The sequence below is a fragment of the Paracoccus sp. (in: a-proteobacteria) genome (assembly GCF_039808215.1).
Lineage (GTDB): Bacteria > Pseudomonadota > Alphaproteobacteria > Rhodobacterales > Rhodobacteraceae > Paracoccus.
The window spans coordinates 71577-85839 of record NZ_JBDHSP010000002.1; the positions used below are offsets into that span (position 1 = coordinate 71577).

13 protein-coding genes are annotated in these 14263 nt (G+C 68.2%); 11 read left to right on the forward strand and 2 right to left on the reverse strand.

All coding sequences use genetic code 11. The features are described 5' to 3' along the window. Nucleotides 1-6 precede the first annotated feature (6 nt). Genes WMK75_RS01250 through WMK75_RS01275 form a run of 6 tightly spaced genes read left to right on the forward strand, consistent with a single transcriptional unit; the run spans nt 7 to nt 6349 of the window. A complete protein-coding gene (locus WMK75_RS01250; protein ID WP_347265836.1) occupies nt 7-660 on the forward strand; it encodes an amino acid ABC transporter permease in 654 nt (217 codons plus the stop codon). Beyond that, entirely contained in the window at nt 653-1375 is a 723-nt protein-coding gene (locus WMK75_RS01255) for an amino acid ABC transporter ATP-binding protein (RefSeq protein ID WP_347265837.1), read from the forward strand. The genes WMK75_RS01250 and WMK75_RS01255 overlap by 8 nt, the downstream gene beginning before the upstream one ends. A 7-nt stretch (nt 1376-1382) precedes the next feature. Beyond that, nucleotides 1383-2615, forward strand: coding sequence for an FAD-dependent oxidoreductase (locus WMK75_RS01260; protein ID WP_347265838.1), 1233 nt, complete (start codon nt 1383-1385; stop codon nt 2613-2615). A gap of 29 nt (nt 2616-2644) precedes the next feature. After that, nucleotides 2645-3646 (forward strand): 4-hydroxyproline epimerase, encoded by a 1002-nt coding sequence (locus WMK75_RS01265; RefSeq protein WP_347265839.1) that lies wholly within the window; start codon nt 2645-2647, stop codon nt 3644-3646. Next, the gene (locus WMK75_RS01270) at nt 3643-5319 is read left to right on the forward strand and encodes an aconitase X (protein WP_347265840.1); all 1677 of its coding nucleotides are present in this window, start codon (nt 3643-3645) and stop codon (nt 5317-5319) included. Before WMK75_RS01265 ends, WMK75_RS01270 begins: the two co-directional genes overlap by 4 nt. Before the next feature lies 1 nt (nt 5320). Next, on the forward strand, nt 5321-6349 hold the full coding sequence (locus WMK75_RS01275) for a proline racemase family protein (protein ID WP_347265841.1): 1029 nt from the start codon (nt 5321-5323) through the stop codon (nt 6347-6349). 13 nt (nt 6350-6362) lie between these two features. Here WMK75_RS01275 and WMK75_RS01280 read toward each other — a convergent pair whose 3' ends face one another. Continuing rightward, the gene (locus tag WMK75_RS01280; protein ID WP_347265842.1) at nt 6363-7313 is read right to left on the reverse strand and encodes a LysR family transcriptional regulator; all 951 of its coding nucleotides are present in this window, start codon (nt 7311-7313) and stop codon (nt 6363-6365) included. Nucleotides 7314-7493: 180 nt separating this feature from the next. On the opposite strand from WMK75_RS01280, the gene WMK75_RS01285 reads away from it, so the two are divergent. Beyond that, complete coding sequence (locus tag WMK75_RS01285; protein ID WP_347265843.1) at nt 7494-8351, forward strand: D-amino-acid transaminase; 858 nt, start codon at nt 7494-7496, stop codon at nt 8349-8351. Between the two features lie 24 nt (nt 8352-8375). Continuing rightward, nucleotides 8376-9401, forward strand: coding sequence for a P1 family peptidase (locus WMK75_RS01290; RefSeq protein WP_347265844.1), 1026 nt, complete (start codon nt 8376-8378; stop codon nt 9399-9401). Between the two features lie 23 nt (nt 9402-9424). Here WMK75_RS01290 and WMK75_RS01295 read toward each other — a convergent pair whose 3' ends face one another. Next, the gene (locus WMK75_RS01295) at nt 9425-10462 is read right to left on the reverse strand and encodes a dipeptidase (RefSeq protein WP_347265845.1); all 1038 of its coding nucleotides are present in this window, start codon (nt 10460-10462) and stop codon (nt 9425-9427) included. A 274-nt stretch (nt 10463-10736) separates the two neighbouring features. Between WMK75_RS01295 and WMK75_RS01300 the strand changes: the two genes are divergently transcribed. Genes WMK75_RS01300 through nikC form a run of 3 tightly spaced genes read left to right on the forward strand, consistent with a single transcriptional unit; the run spans nt 10737 to nt 14257 of the window. Next, complete coding sequence (locus WMK75_RS01300; protein ID WP_347265846.1) at nt 10737-12335, forward strand: ABC transporter substrate-binding protein; 1599 nt, start codon at nt 10737-10739, stop codon at nt 12333-12335. Next, entirely contained in the window at nt 12332-13345 is a 1014-nt protein-coding gene (locus WMK75_RS01305) for an ABC transporter permease (RefSeq protein WP_347265847.1), read from the forward strand. Before WMK75_RS01300 ends, WMK75_RS01305 begins: the two co-directional genes overlap by 4 nt. Nucleotides 13346-13357: 12 nt before the next feature. Next, nucleotides 13358-14257 (forward strand): nickel transporter permease, encoded by a 900-nt coding sequence (nikC, locus tag WMK75_RS01310; RefSeq protein WP_347265848.1) that lies wholly within the window; start codon nt 13358-13360, stop codon nt 14255-14257. Nucleotides 14258-14263: the final 6 nt, after the last annotated feature.

A 14263-nucleotide genomic window follows, 5' to 3' on the forward strand; every position in this document is an offset into this window, starting at 1 on the left:
CGCGCGATGTTTGAAACCGCACTGACCCTGAACGACATGCTGTTTCTGGCCAAGGGCGCGGGGATGACGCTGTTCGTCACCGCCGTCTCGGTGGTTCTCGGCACCCTTCTGGGCATCGTCTTTGGCGTCTTCCGCTTTCAGGTCGGGCCGTGGTGGGCGGCGCCGCTGACCTTCTTTCTGGACATCTTCCGCTCGATCCCGCTGCTCATCCAGCTGGTGCTGGCCAATGCCTTCATCACCACGGTGCTGGGCATCCGGGTATCCGGCCTGACCGTGGCGCTGGTGGTGCTGTCGCTTTACACCTCGGCCTATTGTTCCGAGATTGTGCGCGGCGGCATCGAATCGGTGCCGCTGACGCTGCGCCGCGCCTCGCGCTCATTGGGGATGAGCTGGGGGCAGGACATGGTCTCGATCGTGCTGCCGCTGGCCACGCGCGTCGCGCTGCCCTCCTGGATCGGGCTGGCGCTGGGGGTGATGAAGGATTCGGCGCTGGTCTTCATCGTGCAGGTGGTCGAACTGCTGAAGTCCACGCAGATCCTGATCACCCGCCTGCAGGAACCGCTGTTCCTGCTGCTGATCTGCGGGCTGTTCTATTTTGTCATCAGCTTCCCCGTCGCGCGCTTTGGCGGCTATCTGGAAAAACGGTGGTCCAATGATTGAGATCGAGAATGTCCGCAAATCCTTCGGCGATCTGGAGGTGCTCAAGGGGATCGACCTGACCGTGCAGAGGGGCGAGGTGTTGACGATCATCGGCGGCTCGGGCTCGGGCAAGTCGACGCTGCTGACCTGCATCAACGGGCTCGAGCCGATCGATTCCGGCCGCATCCTGGTCGACGGCACCGAGGTCCACGCCAGATCGACCGACCTCAACAAGCTGCGCCAGAAGATCGGCATCGTCTTTCAGCAATGGAACGCCTTCCCGCATCTGACCGTGCTGGAAAACGTCATGCTGGCGCAGCGCAAGGTGCTGAAGCGCCCGAAGGCCGAGGCCGAGGCCGAGGCCGTCAAGCAGCTGACCCATGTGGGCCTGGGCGAAAAGCTGCAGGTCTATCCCTCGCGGCTGTCGGGCGGGCAGCAGCAGCGCATGGCGATCGCCCGCGCGCTTGCCATGTCGCCCCATTACATGCTGTTCGACGAGGTGACCTCGGCGCTTGACCCGCAGCTGGTGGGCGAGGTGCTGGACACTTTGCGCATGCTTGCGCGCGAGGGGATGACGATGATCTGCGTCACGCATGAGATGAAGTTTGCGCGTGAAGTATCTGACCGTGTGGCATTTTTCCACAAGGGCGTCATGGCCGAGATTGCCCCGCCCGAGGAACTGTTCGGCGCCCCCAGGGATCCCGAGCTGCAGAAGTTCCTGGCCGCCACGCATTGAGGCCGTGATGCAAAGCGATGTGATCGTCATTGGCGCGGGTGTCGTCGGCCTGTCGGCGGCGCTGGCGCTGCAGGCGCGCGGGCTTGCCGTCACCGTGCTGGACCGCGAGGGGCCGGCGTCCGGCGCATCCGCCGGCAATGCCGGGGCCTTTGCCTTTACCGACATCCTGCCGCTGGCCTCGCCCGGCATCCTGAAGAAGGCGCCGAAATGGCTGCTCGATCCGCTGGGGCCGCTGTCGGTACCGCCGGGCTATGCGCTGCAGATCGCGCCCTGGATGCTGCGCTTCTGGCGCGCCTGCCAGCCCGACCGCGTGGCGCATTCGACCGCAGCGCAGACGGCGCTGATGGACCTGTCCCGAGCCGAGCTCGAGCCCTTTCTGAACGCCTCGGGCACCATCTCGATGCTGCGCAACGAGGGCAACCTGCAGGTCTATGAATCCGAGGCCGAATTTCAGGCCAGCCTGCCCGGCTGGCAGGCGCGGGCCGAACACGGCATCTCGTTTTTGCATGTCGATGCCGGCGAGATGGCGGGCATCCAGCCCGGGCTGGCACCGCGTTTCCTGCGCGGCACCTTCACCCCGGGCTGGTTTTCGATCAGCGACCCGAGGCTTTATACCCTGGCCCTGGCCGAGCGGCTGCGTGCCGGCGGCGGCCGCATCGAGCAGGCCGAGGCGACGGCGCTGCGCCCGCTGGATGATGGCGTCGAGGTGACCGCTGGAACCGTCCGGCGCGCGGGCCATGTCGTGGTCGCGGCCGGCGCCTTCTCGCATCGCCTGGCGCGCAGCCTGGGCGAACGCATTCCGCTGGAGACCGAGCGCGGCTACAACACCACTCTGCCCGGCGATGCCTTCGACCTGAGAACCCAGGTGACATTCGGCGGCCATGGCTTTGTCGTCACACGGCTGTCCGCCGGCATCCGCGTCGGCGGCGCGGTCGAGCTGGGCGGGCTCAGCCGGCCGCCGAATTTCCGCCGCGCGGAGGCGATGCTGCAAAAGGCCATGGCTTTCCTGCCGGGGCTGAAGCCCGCGGGCGGCGTGCAATGGATGGGCTTTCGCCCCTCGCTGCCCGACAGCCTGCCGGCCATCGGTCCGGCGCGGGCCACGCGCCGCGTCACCTATGCCTTCGGTCACGGCCACCTTGGCCTGACGCAATCGCCGGGCACGGCGCGGCTGGTCGCCGATCTGGTGACCGGGGCGCGCCCGGCCATCGACCTTGCCCCCTTTTCCGCGCAACGCTTCTGAACGGGCACCGGCCCGAAAGGTTCTGACCCATGACCACCTACACGTTTTCCTGTCTCGACGGCCATACCTGCGGCAACCCCGTGCGGCTGGTCTCGGGCGGCGGGCCGCGGCTTGACGGCGCCACCATGCTGGAGCGGCGGGCGCATTTCCTGCGCGACTTCGACTGGGTGCGCACCGGGCTGATGTATGAGCCGCGCGGCCATGACATGATGTCGGGCAGCATCCTTTATCCGCCGACGCGGCCCGATTGCGACGTGGCGGTGCTGTTCATCGAGACTTCCGGCTGCCTGCCGATGTGCGGCCATGGCACCATCGGCACCATCACCATGGGCATCGAGAACGGGCTGATCACCCCGCGCGCGCCGGGGCGCCTGTCGATCGAGACCCCGGCCGGCAAGGTGGACATCACCTATCGCCAGGAGGGCCGCTTTGTCGAAGAGGTGCGCCTGACCAATGTGCCGGGTTTCCTTTACGCCGAGGGGCTGACGGCGCAGGTCGAGGGTCTGGGCGAGATCGTGGTCGACGTGGCTTACGGCGGCAATTTCTATGCCATCGTCGAGCCGCAGAAGAATTTTCGCGACATGGCCGATCATACGGCGGGCGAACTGGTCGGCTGGTCGCCACGCTTGCGCGCGGCGCTGAACGCGAAATACCAGTTCGTCCACCCCGAACACCCCGAGATCAACGGACTCAGCCATATCCTGTGGACCGGGCAACCGACCCAGCCCGGCGCCCATGCGCGCAATGCCGTCTTCTATGGCGAGAAGGCCATCGACCGCAGCCCCTGCGGCACCGGCACCTCGGCGCGCATGGCGCAACTGGCCGCCAGGGGCAAGCTGGGTGTCGGCGACGAGTTCTGGCACGAATCGATCATCGGCTCGATCTTCAAGGGACGGGTCGAGGCCGCGGCGGTGGTCGCCGGGCGGCCCGCCATCATCCCCTCGATCGGCGGCTGGGCGCGCCAGACCGGCATCAACACCATCTTCATCGACGAGCGCGACCCCTATGCGCATGGCTTTGTGGTGAAATGATCGCCGAGGCGGTTCTTGCGGGCTCGGCCGCGGGCCCGGTGCTGGCCAGCCCCGAGCCGCTGAGCTTCTGGGGCGGGGTCGATCCCGCCACCGGGCGGGTGATCGACGTGCACCATCCGCTGCACGGGCAATGCCTCGCCGGCACGGTGCTGGCGATGCCGGGCACGCGCGGGTCCTGCACCGGCTCGGGGGTGCTGCTGGACATGGCGCTGAACGGCCACGCCCCGGCGGCGCTGCTGTTTTCCGAACCCGAGGACGTGGCGACGCTGGGGGCGCTGATCGCGGCCGGCATGTTCGGCCATGCCCTGCCGGTGCTGCGCCTGTCGCCGGACGCCTTCGCGACGGTGGCGCGGGCGGCGACCGTGCGCATCGGTGCCGAGGAGATCCTTGCCGACGGGGTCTCGATCCCGGTTGCCCCGCCCGCCGGCGCGGCGCTGGAACTGAGCGAGGGCGACCGCGCCATGCTGGCGGGCGAGGCGGGCGAGGCGCCGCGCCAGGCGATGCGGATCATCTGCGCCATGGCGGCGAACCAGGGCGCGGCGCGGCTGATCGACGTGACCCGCGGCCATATCGACGGCTGCATCTATGCCAGCCCCGCCAACCTGACCTTTGCCGAGCGGATGGCCGACATGGGCGCGCGGGTGCGCATTCCGACGACGATGAACGCCATTTCCGTCGATCACGCGAACTGGCGGGCGCAGGGCGTGCCGCCCGGTTTCGGCCTGCCGGCGCAGCGCCTGGCCGATGCCTATGTGCGCATGGGCTGCCAGCCCAGCTTCACCTGCTCGCCCTATCTGCTGCCCGACGCCCCGCTGCAGGGCGAGCCGGTGGCCTGGGCGGAATCGAATGCGGTGGTCTATGCCAATTCCGTGCTGGGCGCGCGCACCGCCAAGCACCCGGATTTCCTGGACCTGTGCATCGCGCTGACCGGGCGGGCGCCGCTTGCGGGGGTCTATCTGGACACGATGCGCGTCGCGCGCCGGGTGATCGAGGTCGAACTGCCGGCGGGGATCGACGATGCCTTCTGGCCGCTGATCGGCTGGCTGGCCGGGCGGGTGGCGCCCGACCGCATCCCGCTGTTGCGCGGGCTGGCGGCGGCAGGGCCCGGGCCTGACGATCTCAAGGCGATGTGCGCGGCCTTCGGCACCACCTCGGCCGCGCCCATGCTGCATGTCGAGGGCGTGACCCCCGAGGCGCATCTGCGCTCGAGCAGCCTTGACGCGGCCCGCATCACCCGCGCCGAAATGGTGGCGGGCTGGCGCATCCTGAACGACGGGCCCGAGGCCGTGGATCTGGTGGCCATCGGCAGCCCGCATGCCTCGCTGGCCGAATGCCGGGCGCTGGCCGCGGCGCTGGCCGGGCGGCGCGTCGGCGTCGCCACCATCCTGACCGCCGGGCGGCAGGTGATCGCCGAGGCGCGCGCCGAGGGCACGCTGGCGCGGCTGGAGGGCGCGGGTGTGCAGGTGCTGCCCGACCTGTGCTGGTGCTCGATCAGCGAGCCGGTGTTTCCCCCGGCCACCCGCGCGCTGATGACCAATTCCGGCAAATACGCGCATTACGGGCCGGGGCTGTCGGGTCGCGCGGTGCGTTTCGGCAGCCTTGCCGATTGCGCCGCGGCGGCGATCGGCGGCCGCGCGCCCCTGACGCTTCCCGACTGGCTGCAGGAGGAATGACATGCGCAGCACCCGGACCATCCATGTGATCTCGGCCCATGCCGAGGGCGAGGTCGGCGATGTCATCGTCGGCGGTGTGCGCCCGCCCCCCGGCGACACGATCTGGGAGCAGTCGCGCTGGATCGCCCGCGACAACCGCTTGCGCAACTTCGTGCTGAACGAGCCGCGCGGCGGCGTCTTTCGCCATGTGAACCTGCTGGTGCCGCCCAGGCACCCCGAGGCCGATGCCGCCTTCATCATCATGGAGCCCGAGGACACGCCGCCGATGTCGGGCTCGAATTCGATCTGCGTCGCCACGGTGCTGCTGGACAGCGGGCTGGTCCCCATGCACGAGCCCGAGACCCGCATGCTGCTCGAGGCGCCGGGCGGGCTGGTGCGGGTGCGCGCCGAATGCCGGGATGGCAAGGCCGAGCGCATCTTCGTCGAGAACCTGCCCAGCTTTGCCGAGCGGCTGGATGCGCGGATCGAGGTCGAGGGCCTGGGCACGCTGGCGGTGGACACGGCCTTTGGCGGCGACAGTTTCGTCATCGTCGATGCCGCGGCGCTGGGATTTTCCCTGACCCCGGACGAGGCGCATGACATCGCAAGGCTGGGGGTTCGCATCTCGGAGGCGGGCACCGAGCAGCTGGGCTTTCGCCATCCGACCAACCCGGACTGGCGGCATTATTCCTTCTGCCTGTTCGCCGGTCCGGTGACGCGCCAGAGCCATGAGCTGCGCGCCGGCGCGGCGGTGGCGATCCGGCCGGGCAAGGTCGACCGCTCGCCCACCGGCACGGCCTTGTCGGCGCGCATGGCGGTGCTCAATGCGCGCGGCCAGATGGACACGGCGGACCGGCTGACCGCGATCTCGCTGATCGGCTCGGAGTTCAGCGGCCGCATCCTGGGCAGCTGCGATCTGGCGGGCGTGGCAGCAATCCGGCCCGAGATCTCGGGGCGCGGCTGGATCACCGGCATGCATCAGCACATGCTGGACCCGGCCGACCCCTGGCCCGAGGGCTATCGCCTGTCCGACACCTGGGGCGCGCGCTGAGCGCGGATCCCTTTCAGCCCTTGCCGCCGCCCTGGAAAGCTGCGGCGATGGCCTGCCAGCGCTCGGTGGACAGCGACCTTCCCTCGCCCTTGTAGCGATAGAGCCGGATCTCGGTATCAAGCCGCCAGCCGGCATCGCCCGAGGCCGGCACCAGCCGCCCCGCGGCCAGATCGCCCTGCACCAGCCGCTCGGGCAGCCAGCACAGGCCCCAGCCGCGCAGCGCCATGGCGCGCAACCCGACCGAGATCGCGTGTTCATGCACCACATGCCGATTCAGCGGCCGCCCCGCCAGCAGCCGCGCCAGCGCCGTGCCGATGAAGGACGAGGGGCCATGGTCCAGATAGGGCACCGGCCGGCCAAGCCGCGCCATCTCGGCCAGGAAATCCGCGCAGGTCGCCGGCGCCGGCAGCGCAGGCGTGCGCAGCGCCGGCGCGATCACCGGCAGGATCGCCTCATGGCCGAGGGTGATCCAGTCGAACTGCCCCGGATCCAGCAGCACCGGCACGAAAGGATGGGCATAGCTCGAGAACAGGTCCGCCTCGCCGCTGACCAGCGCCTCGAGATTGTCCTCGATGCCGCCGCGGTCGGGGATCATGCGGGTGCGCAACCCGGGCAGCACCGTCGCGATGCGCTCGATCCATTCCGGCATCACGGTGACGCTCAGCGTGTGCAGCGAGGCGAGCGTCAGCCTTTCGCCAGGTCCGGCATCGCGCGCGCCCAGCGATTCGCGCGCGGTCTGGAAGCTGCGCAGCGTCTCTTGCGCGAAGGGCAGGAAGGCGCGGCCCTCGGCGGTCAGTTCCGCCGGGATGGTGGCGCGGCTGATCAGCGGCGCGCCGGCCCAGGATTCAAGCTGCTTGATGCGGCGGCTGAAGGCCGATTGCGTGACGTTCCTCGCCTGCGCCGCGCGCGAGAAGCTGGCGGTATTGGCCAGCATGATGAAATCCTCAAGCCATTTCAGTTCCATTGCCGGCCTCCGTTTGCGGCATTTCTAGCGGCGCGCGCCGCTGCCGGCCAGAGCGGTGCCGGCCAGAGTGGTGCGGGCCAGGGTCATGCAAAAACGGTCTGACCTGAACCGAAACCGGCATTGGCCATTTTCGCGCCGTGCGACTAGCCTGCAGGGCAGTTTCAACCCGGGCGGCAAGCGATGCGACAGATCTATTTGAACGGAGAGTTTCTGGCCGAGGCCGATGCACGGATCCCGGTCATGGACCGCGGCTTCCTGTTCGGCGACGGGATCTATGAGGTGACGGCGCTGGTCGATGGCCACATGATCGACAACGACCTGCATCTGGCCCGGTTCCAGCGTTCTCTGGGCGAGTTGGGCATCGCGCTGCCCCTGCCGCTGCCCGAGGTGGCGGCGATGCAGCGCGAACTGGTCCGGCGCAACGCCATGACCGACGGCACCATCTACATGCAGGTCACCCGCGGCGTGGCCGAGCGCAATTTCCTGCCCGAGCGTGACATGGCGCCGACCTTCGTGGCCTTCACCCAGCCAAAAAAGCTGTATGACACCGCCGCGCAGCGCGACGGCATCTCGGTCGCGCTGATCGAGGACTGCCGCTGGGCGCGGCGCGACATCAAGACGGTGATGCTCCTGGGGCAGGTGCTGGCCAAGCAGGCGGCGGCCGCGGCGGGTTTTGGCGATGTCTGGCTGTTCGAGGACGGCCATATCACCGAAGGCGCTTCGTCCACGGCCTTCATCGTCACCCGTGACGGCGCCATCGTGACGCGGCCGAATTCGCATGCGATCCTGCCCGGCTGCACCCGGCGCGCGGTGATGGCGCTGGTCGCGGCGCGCGGCATGGCACTTGAAGAGCGCGCCTTCACCCCGGCCGAGGCCGAGGCGGCGGCCGAAGCCTTCCTGACCAGCGCCTCGAGCCTGGTGATGCCGGTGGTGCGCATCGGCGCGGTGCAGATCGGCGACGGCAAGCCCGGCCCGGTGACGCGGGCCTTGCAGGAGATCTATCTTGCCACCGCCCGCACCTGCGAGAAGATCATCTGACCCGCCCCGCGAAAGGATGCCGCCATGCCTCGCGCCCGTGATTTCGGCCTGATCCCCGGCATCCTGCCGACAGGGGCGCAGAACGCCATCACCGATGTGCCGGGCGTGCGCGTCGGGCATCGCACCCGGCGCGAGGGGGCGGTGAACACCGGCGTCACCGCCATCATCCCCGCGCCCGGCAACCTGTTCGCGCAAAAGCTGACCGCAGCGGTCGAGGTGGTGAACGGCTTTGGCAAAAGCGCCGGGCTGGTGCAGGTGGCGGAACTGGGCACGCTGGAGACCCCGATCCTGCTGACCAACACTTTCGGCGTCGGCACCTGCGTCAATGCGCTGGTCCGCGCCGCGATCGCGGAGAGCCCGCAGATCGGCCGCGCGACCTCGACCGTGAATGCGCTGGTCTGCGAATGCAATGACGGCATGCTGTCCGACATCCAGGCCATGGCGGTGACCGAGGCCGATGCGGCAGCGGCGCTGGCCCGCGCGGGGGCCGATGTGGCCGAGGGCTCGGTGGGTGCGGGGACCGGCATGGTCTGCTTCGGCTTCAAGGGCGGCATCGGCACCGCCTCGCGCCAGGTGACGGTGGCGGGGCGGGCGCATCACCTCGGCGCGCTGGTGCTGGCAAATTTCGGCCGTGCCGGCGATCTGGTCCTGCCCGACGGGCGCCGCCCCGACCCGCGCCAGCCCGCTGCGCCCGAGAAGGGCTCGATCATCGTGATCCTGGCGACTGACGTGCCGCTGGATCAGCGCCAACTGCAGCGCATCTGCCGGCGCGGCGGGGCAGGAATCGCGCGCACGGGCGCCTTCTGGGGCCATGGCAGCGGCGACATCGTGCTGGGCTTTACCACGGCAAACCGCATCGACCACGCGCCCCAGGGCGATCTGGCACCGATGCAGCGCCTGTCGGACAGCCGCATCGACGACATGTTCCGCGCCGTCGCCGAGGCGACCCAGGAGGCGATCCTGAACGCGCTTTGCGCCGCCACCGCGGTCTCCGGACCGGGTGGCGCCACCCGGCCGCTGCTGTCGGACTGGCTGCACGCCCGGGACTGAAAAGGGGCCGGCCTCTTGTCGGGTCAGCCGCCCCAGGTGCGCTCCAGCAGCCGCAGCCAGTTGCCATGGGTGATGCGGGCGAGGTCGTCGCCGTCATAGCCGGCCGCGCGGATCGCCTGCACCAGCAAGGGCAGATCGTCCGCGCCGCGGATCGCCGCCGGAATGGTAGTGCCGTCGAAATCCGATCCCAGCGCCACATGTTCGATGCCGATGCGGTCGGCAATATAGTCGATGTGGCGCACCAGTCCCGAGAGCGGCATGCCGGTGTCGCGCCTGCCCTCGGGGTCGAGGAAGGCGACGCCGAAATTGATCCCGACCAGCCCGCCCGTGTCGCGGATCGCGTCCAGCTGGCGGTCGGTCAGGTTGCGGCTGTGCGGGCAGATGGCATGGGCGTTCGAATGGCTGGCGACCAGCGGCGCATGGCTGAGCCTGGCGATGTCCCAGAACCCGGCCTCGTTCATGTGCGACAGGTCCACCATCACCCGCAGCTCGTTGCAGGCGCGGATCAGGTCGCGCCCGGTGTCCGACAGGCCGGGGCCGATGTCGGGCGAATGCGGGATGCGGAACGGCACGCCGAAGGCGAAGATGTTCGGCCGGCTCCACACCGGGCCGAGGCTGCGCAGCCCGGCCTCGTGCATGAGATACAGCAGGTCCAGATCGGCGCCGATCGCCTCGACCCCCTCGACATGCATGACCGCGGCGAAGGCGCGGGCGGCCATGGCGGCGCGGATATCGGCCGCCGAGCGGCAGATCCGCAGCCCGCCGCGCGAGGCGCGTTCGATGCGGCCCAGAAGCCCGGCCATGGCCATGGTGACCGAAAGCGCCTCGGGCTGTGCCGGCGTCGGCCAGTTGCCCTCGGCGTCGGGCACGCGCTCGCTGGGGACGTAGATTGCGCAAAGCCCGCCGGCAAGGCCGCCGCGCGTCGCGCGCGGCAGGTCGATATGACCGACCTCCTCGCCGGTGACGAAGCGCTGCGCGGCGTCCGCGCCCCCGGTCTTCCACAGGCGCAAAAGCGCGTCATTGTGACCGTCGAACACCGGAAGCGGATTGTCTTGTGCCATGGTCTCCTCCCTGCGGCTGTCGGTGGTCTGGACCCTGTGCCTTTGCGGCGCAATGGCGATCTGCGGCATGCCCCGAGGCGGCATGCCATGCAACATGCTGAGACAACGTCATTATGCGAAAATTCGCTGGCATCTGTCCGAAACGGCATTGGCTGTCGGCATCGGCGGCGTGGTAATTGGTCGCAGTTGGTTGCGGCGCCGTTCGCAGCCTGCGGACCGATGCCGCGGCGAAGGAGGATTCGCCGCCGCAGGCCATGAACCAGGGGGATCATCCATGCTTTCCAGACGCCATTTCCTTGCCATCTCGGCGGCTTTCCCGACGCTGTCCTATCTGTCGCTTGGCCCGGTGCTGGCGGCGACGCCGGCGGACATCCTTGTGGTGGCGCAGCAGCTGGACAACATGACCAGCCTCGATCCGCATGAAAGCTTCGAGGCCGTCGGCTCGGAAATCTGCGGCAACATGTATCAGCAGCTGGTGACGCCCAGCTTCGAGGACCCCGAGAAGGTCGAGCCGCAGGTGGCGGACAGCTGGAGCGCCAGCGAAGATGGCAAGACATTCACCTTCAAGATCAAGCCGGGGCTGAAATTCGCCTCGGGCGGCGATCTGACCGCCGAGGACTGCGCCTGGTCGCTGCAGCGCTGCATCGCGATGAACAAGTCGCCGGCCTTCATCATCAGCCAGTTCGGCTGGACCGCCGAGAACGTCGCCGGTCTGATCCGCGCCACCGATGCGACCACGCTGGTTCTGGAGACCACAGCGCCGACCTCGGTCAGCTTCCTGCTTTACTGCCTGTCGGCCAACGTCGGCGCGGTGGTCGAGAAGGCGGTGGTCGAAGCGAATGCCGTCGAGGGCGACTGGGGAAATGCCTGGCTGCAGAAGAACTCGGCCGGCTCCGGCGCCTTCGTGCTGCAGGTCTGGCGCCCGAGCGATTCGGTCTCGATGCAGGTCAACCCGAACAGCGACTATGAGGGCAACCTCAAGCGGGTGATCCTGCGTCATATCGCCGATCCGTCGGCGCAGCTGCTGATGCTGCAAAACGGCGATGTCGATGTGGCGCGCAACCTGACTTCGGAACAGCTGCGTACCCTGCAGGGCAATGCCGACATTGTGCTGAACCGCAAGGACACCGCATCCCTGATGTTGATGTCGCTGAACCAGTCGCAGGAAAAGCTGCAGAACCCCAAGGTCTGGGAAGCCTTCAAATGGGCCATCGACTATGAGGGCATCCAGAAGAACATCCTGCCGATGACCCATGTCGTGCATCAGGCGATCATCCCCAACGGCCTGCCGAGCGCCGTGACCGACACCCCGTTCAGGAAGGACAGCGCCAAGGCCAAGGCGCTTCTGGCCGAGGCGGGCCTGGCCGACGGGTTCGAGATCAACATGGATCATTACTCGGCCCAGCCCTATCCCGACATCGCCCAGACCATCCAGGCCAACCTGGCCGAGATCGGCGTGAAGGTGAACCTGATCTCGGCCGAGAACCGCCAGGTGCTGACCAAGATGCGCGCGCGCGAACATGAAATCGCGCTCTCGGCCTGGGGCACGGATTATTTCGACCCCAATTCCAACGCCGAGGTGTTCTGCATCAACAAGGACAACTCGGACAACGCCACCACCAAGCCCTTCGCCTGGCGCTCGCATTTCCAGGACGAGGAGCTGATGGCCATGGCCATCGCCGCGCGCGACGAAAAGGACCCGGCCACGCGCATCCGCATGTATGTCGAGTTGCAGGAAAAGTTCATGCACAACAGCCCCTTCGTCATCATGATGCAGGGCTCGACCACCGCCGCCGCGCGGCCCAACGTGAACGGTATCCGTCTGGGCGTGCTGCCCTCGAGCCACAGCTACGCCTGGACCTCGAAATCGTGAGCAAGCGCCTCGCAAGTCTTCTCACCCTGCTCGGCAGCGTCCTTGCGACGCTGTTCGGGCTGGCGGTGATCACCTTCATGATCGGCCGGGTCATGCCGGTCGATCCGGTGATCGCGGCGGTGGGCGACAACGCCCCCGAGGCGGTGGTGCAGCAGATGCGCGAGCAGATGCGGCTCGACCAGCCGCTGGTGGTGCAGTTCGGCCATTACCTGTCGCAGCTGCTGCAGGGCGATCTGGGCAAGTCGGTGCTGACCAGGAACCCGGTCACCACCGACATCGCGCATTACTTTCCCGCCACGGCCGAACTGGCGACATTCGCGCTGCTGATCGCGGTGCTGCTTGGCGTGCCCATGGGCATCTGGTCGGCGGTGCGGCAGGGCACGCTGACCGACCAGATCATCCGCGTCATCTGCCTGGCTGGGCATTCCGTGCCGGTCTTCGTTCTGGCGCTGCTGGGGCTGATCATCTTCTATGCCGGGCTGGGAATCGCGCCGGGGCCGGGGCGGCAGGACATCATCTATCAGGACATGTTCCCGGTGGTCACGGGGTTCCTGACCGTGGACAGCCTGCTGGCCGGGGACACGGGCGCCTTCCGCGACGCGCTGGCGCATCTGGTCCTGCCGGTGCTGACTCTGAGCTATTTTTCCATGGCCTATATCACCCGCATGACGCGCGCCTTCATGCTGGACGCGCTGAAGGGTGAATTCATCGTCGCCGCCCGCGCCAAGGGGCTTTCGGCCTGGCGAGTGGTCATGGGCCATGCCTTTCCGACGGTGGCGGTGCAGTTGGTGACGGTGATCGCGCTGACCTATGCGGGCCTGCTGGAGGGCGCCGTGGTCACCGAGACCGTCTTTGCCTGGCCGGGGCTGGGGCAATACCTGACCGTCTCGCTGATGAATGCCGACATGAACCCGGTGGTGGGGGCGACACTGTTGATCGGGGTGATCTATGTCGGGCTGAACCTGCTGGCGGATGTGCTTTACCGCGTCTTCGATCCGCGTGTCAGATAAGGACCGTTGCAAGTGCTGAGCAATTTCAGAACCTGGGCGCTGGACGACAGCCCCCATTCGCGCGGGCAGGCGGCCTGGGGCCGGCGCTATCGCATCTGGCTGGCCCTGCGCGGCAATCCGCTGGCGATGTTCGGACTGGCGATCATCCTGTTTTTCGTGATCATGGCGCTGGTCGCGCCCATGGTCGCGCCCTATGACCCGGCGCTGCAGAATCTCGAGAACCGGCTTGGCCGCCCCTCGGGTGCGCATTGGTTCGGCACGGATGAGCTGGGCCGGGACATCCTGTCGCGAGTGCTTTACGGCGGGCGGGTGACGCTGGGGATGGTCATCGCCGTCGTGGTGCTGGTGGCGCCGATCGGCCTGGCGGTGGGCACCGTCGCGGGCTATTTCGGCGGCTGGGTGGACCGGCTCCTGATGCGCATCACCGACGTGTTCCTGGCCTTTCCGCGGCTGATCCTGGCGCTGGCCTTCGTGGCCGCCATCGGTCCCGGCGTGCAGGGCGCGATCATCGCCATCGCGCTGACCGCCTGGCCCAGCTATGCCCGCATCGCCCGGGCCGAGACCCTGACGGTCCGGAACTCCGACTTCATCGCCGCCTGCCGGTTGACCGGGGCCTCGAAGATGCGCATCGTCGCGCGCCACATCTCGCCGATGTGCGTGCCCTCGCTGATCGTGCGGGTGACGCTCGACATGTCCTCGATCATCATCACCGCCGCAAGCCTTGGCTTTCTGGGCATGGGCGCGCAACCGCCCAGCCCCGAATGGGGGGCGATGATTGCCACCGCCAAGCAATACATGCTGCAGCAGTGGTGGGTGGCGGTGGCCCCGGCCATGGCGATTCTGCTGGTGTCGCTGGCGTTCAACTTTCTCGGGGACGGTCTGCGCGACGTTCTCGACCCCAAGCAGAGCTGAGGTGGC

Coding starts and splice junctions, on each gene's coding strand:
- WMK75_RS01250 (WP_347265836.1), top strand. CDS start 7: ATGTTTGAAACCGCACTGACCCTGAACGACATGCTGTTTCTGGCCAAG.
- WMK75_RS01255 (WP_347265837.1), top strand. CDS start 653: ATGATTGAGATCGAGAATGTCCGCAAATCCTTCGGCGATCTGGAGGTG.
- WMK75_RS01260 (WP_347265838.1), top strand. CDS start 1,383: ATGCAAAGCGATGTGATCGTCATTGGCGCGGGTGTCGTCGGCCTGTCG.
- WMK75_RS01265 (WP_347265839.1), top strand. CDS start 2,645: ATGACCACCTACACGTTTTCCTGTCTCGACGGCCATACCTGCGGCAAC.
- WMK75_RS01270 (WP_347265840.1), top strand. CDS start 3,643: ATGATCGCCGAGGCGGTTCTTGCGGGCTCGGCCGCGGGCCCGGTGCTG.
- WMK75_RS01275 (WP_347265841.1), top strand. CDS start 5,321: ATGCGCAGCACCCGGACCATCCATGTGATCTCGGCCCATGCCGAGGGC.
- WMK75_RS01280 (WP_347265842.1), bottom strand. CDS start 7,313: ATGGAACTGAAATGGCTTGAGGATTTCATCATGCTGGCCAATACCGCC.
- WMK75_RS01285 (WP_347265843.1), top strand. CDS start 7,494: ATGCGACAGATCTATTTGAACGGAGAGTTTCTGGCCGAGGCCGATGCA.
- WMK75_RS01290 (WP_347265844.1), top strand. CDS start 8,376: ATGCCTCGCGCCCGTGATTTCGGCCTGATCCCCGGCATCCTGCCGACA.
- WMK75_RS01295 (WP_347265845.1), bottom strand. CDS start 10,462: ATGGCACAAGACAATCCGCTTCCGGTGTTCGACGGTCACAATGACGCG.
- WMK75_RS01300 (WP_347265846.1), top strand. CDS start 10,737: ATGCTTTCCAGACGCCATTTCCTTGCCATCTCGGCGGCTTTCCCGACG.